This is a genomic window from Streptomyces albus subsp. chlorinus, from assembly GCF_013302895.1.
Lineage (GTDB): Bacteria > Actinomycetota > Actinomycetes > Streptomycetales > Streptomycetaceae > Streptomyces > Streptomyces chlorinus.
This window is the reverse complement of the sequence record NZ_VJOK01000001.1, coordinates 1644422-1646975: the sequence shown is the minus strand read 5'-3', so window position 1 is coordinate 1646975 and position 2554 is coordinate 1644422. Positions and strand designations below refer to the sequence as shown.

General features: G+C 75.3%; 3 protein-coding genes. All 3 read right to left on the bottom strand.

Annotated elements, in window-relative coordinates; translation table 11 throughout:
* The coding region (locus FM076_RS33470) for a PfkB family carbohydrate kinase (protein WP_345945398.1) at positions 1 to 659 on the bottom strand (659 nt) is incomplete at its 3' end.
* Positions 660 to 663: 4 nt separating this feature from the next.
* Entirely contained in the window at positions 664 to 2340 is a 1677-nt protein-coding gene (locus tag FM076_RS07480; RefSeq protein WP_243274356.1) for a purine-cytosine permease family protein, read from the bottom strand.
* Positions 2341 to 2352: 12 nt separating this feature from the next.
* Positions 2353 to 2554: hypothetical protein (locus tag FM076_RS33130; protein ID WP_207730263.1), on the bottom strand; the 202-nt coding region annotated here is incomplete at its 5' end.

The window sequence follows — 2554 nt, the reverse complement described above, 5'->3', positions numbered from 1 at the left end:
AGGCCCGTCAGCAGCCCGGCCTCCCGGCGGTTGCAGCTGAGCCAGTCCACCCGCTCCAGCACCCGCGCCAGCCGGGCCGGTTCCAGGTCGGCGACCAGCGGGCCGGGGTCCAGGCTCAGCACCACGCCCTCGGGCAGGGTGGCGGCCAGCTCGGTGAGCCGGTCGGCGGAGCCGGGGTGGGCGAGTCCGTACCCGGAGAGCTGGACGAGGTCCCCGGGGCGCGGCGCCCCGGCCACCTGCCGGGCCTCGGCCGGACCGAGTTCGCTCTCGGCGCCGGGCGCGGTCACGAAGGTGCGCTCGCCGTCGGAGTCCACCAGGACGACGCAGTAGCCGGTGTCCCGGCCGGGGTGCGCGGCCAGCAGCGGGGTGACGCCCTCGGCGTCGAGCGCCGTCCGCACCAGGTCGCCGAACGGGCCCGTGCCGTGCCCGCCCGCGTACACGGCGGGCAGCCCGAGCCTGCGGGCGGCGGCCAGCACGTTGAAGCCTCCGCCGACGGCCCGCGCGGCGTGCGAGGCGAGCATGTCCCCGCCCCGCTCGGGCAGCCGGGGAATCCGCAGCACCATGTCGACGATGACGCTCCCGGCGAGGACCAGCCGCGGTGGGGCCGCGGGCCGGGCGGTCACGGAGGCAGCGGGGGTGACGCGATCGATGCGGTTCACGGGGTCACACTCCCTTTCCGGTGGTTCCGGTCGGTCCGGCGGTCCCGATGGTTCCGGCGGTTCCGGCGGTTCCGGTGGTTCCCGTGGTTCCGGCGGCCCCCGCCGTCCCGGTCGGCCCGGCCGCGTCGGCGGTCCCAGCGGCTTCGGTGGCCCCGGCAGCGTCAGGGGTCCCGGCGGTGGGTGCGCCGCCAGTCGTTCCGGCGGTGCCGGCAGCGTCGGCCGCGGCCTCCCGCGCTCCGCGGGCCGCCTCCGCGCGGACCGCGCGGTCCAGCGGGTGCAGCAGGGCGTACCCGGCGGCGGCCACGGCGAACGTCACCACCCAGCCGAGCCCGTTGGCGCCCAGCCAGCTGTGCGAGAGGGGGCCGGAGAACCACACGTCGGTGTCGCTGGTCTTCGCCTCGGTCAGCAGCAGCCCCGCCACGATCGCCACCGCCCAGGCGAGGCAGGCCGACCAGGCGAAGCCGCCGTCGTACCAGTAGCGGCCCGCGCGGCCCGGAACCATCAGGGCGTCCGAGTCGTAGGAGCGGCGGCGCAGCATGTCCACGGCGAAGACCCCTACCCACGCCGTGATGGGCACCGCCAGCAGCGTCAGGAAGGTGGTGAAGGGCCCGTAGAAGTCCTTGGCGACCAGCATGAAGTAGATGCCGCCCGCGAAGGTGAGCACGATGTCCAGGCCGACGGCGACCGTCCGCCTGGCGCGGACGCCGAGCGTGACGAGGGTGAGGCCGGCCGAGTACACCGACAGGTGGTTGGACAGCAGCAGTCCGCCGAACGCGGCGATCAGGTACGGCACCGACATCCACGACGGCAGCATGCCCTGGACGGCGGCCACCGGGTCGGAGGCGGCGGCCAGCGACGGGTCGCCCGCCGACAGCAGCGAGCCCAGGGAGATCAGCAGCACCAGGGGGATGCCCGCACCCCAGGCGGAGGCCAGCACCAGCCGGCCGCCGGGTATGGCGCGCGGCAGGTAACGGGCGTAGTCGGCGCCCGCGTTGGCCCAGCCGATGCCGGTGCCCGCCGCGATCACCCCGACCCCGGCGACGACCGCGCTCAGCGGCGCCGCCGGGGCGCCCGCCACCTTCCCCCAGTCCACCGTGGCGGCCAGGAAGGCCATCACCACCAGGTTCAGCAGCCCGAACACGTAGGTCGCCCACCGGTTGATCCACATGATGGTGGCGTGGCCCAGACCGCTGATGAGCAGGGTGCAGGCGATGAAGACCAGCAGGCACACCAGTGTCAGTACCGTGTTGGCGCGGGCGCCGAAGGCGATCGCCAGCAGGGAGAGCAGCGCGTAGGCGGCGGTGGTGGTGTTCACGGTCTCCCAGCCCACCCGGCTGATCCAGGTCACCAGCGTGGGGCCGGTGTTGCCGCGCCGGCCGAACACCGCGCGCGAGAGCGTCAGGGCGGGGGCACCGCCCCGCTTCCCCGCGATGCTCAACGCGCCCACCAGGGCGAACGAGCCGAACGAGCCGACCACCGCGACCAGCACCGCCTGCCAGATGTTCAGTCCCCGGAACGCGACGAGCGTCGCGCCGAGCGGCAGCCCGAGCAGCGAGATGTTCGCCGCGAACCAGGTCCAGAACATCTGGCCCGCGTGTCCGTGCCGTTCGGCGTCCGGCACCGGCTCGATGCCACGCGTCTCCACGGCGCCGACCAGCTCACTCCTCTTCGAGTCAGCCATGGCCCGACCTCCTTACGAGGCGAAGGGCGAGGAGCCGCGCTCCCCGCGAAGGTGAGGAGCGCTCTCCTCGTGGACGGAGCACCCCGCCGCGGCGCGTACGCCGCCGGCGGAGCGGATGGGGGCGGAGCGGATGGGGGCGGAGCGGACAGGGGCGGCCCGCCCGCCGCGCACGCGCGTGGGCGGGCACCCGGCCGGGGCGTCGTCGGCGTGCCGC

Bases quoted from the DNA above. Each gene is read 5' to 3' on its own strand.
- FM076_RS07480 (WP_243274356.1), bottom strand. From the start codon at position 2,340: ATGGCTGACTCGAAGAGGAGTGAGCTGGTCGGCGCCGTGGAGACGCGT.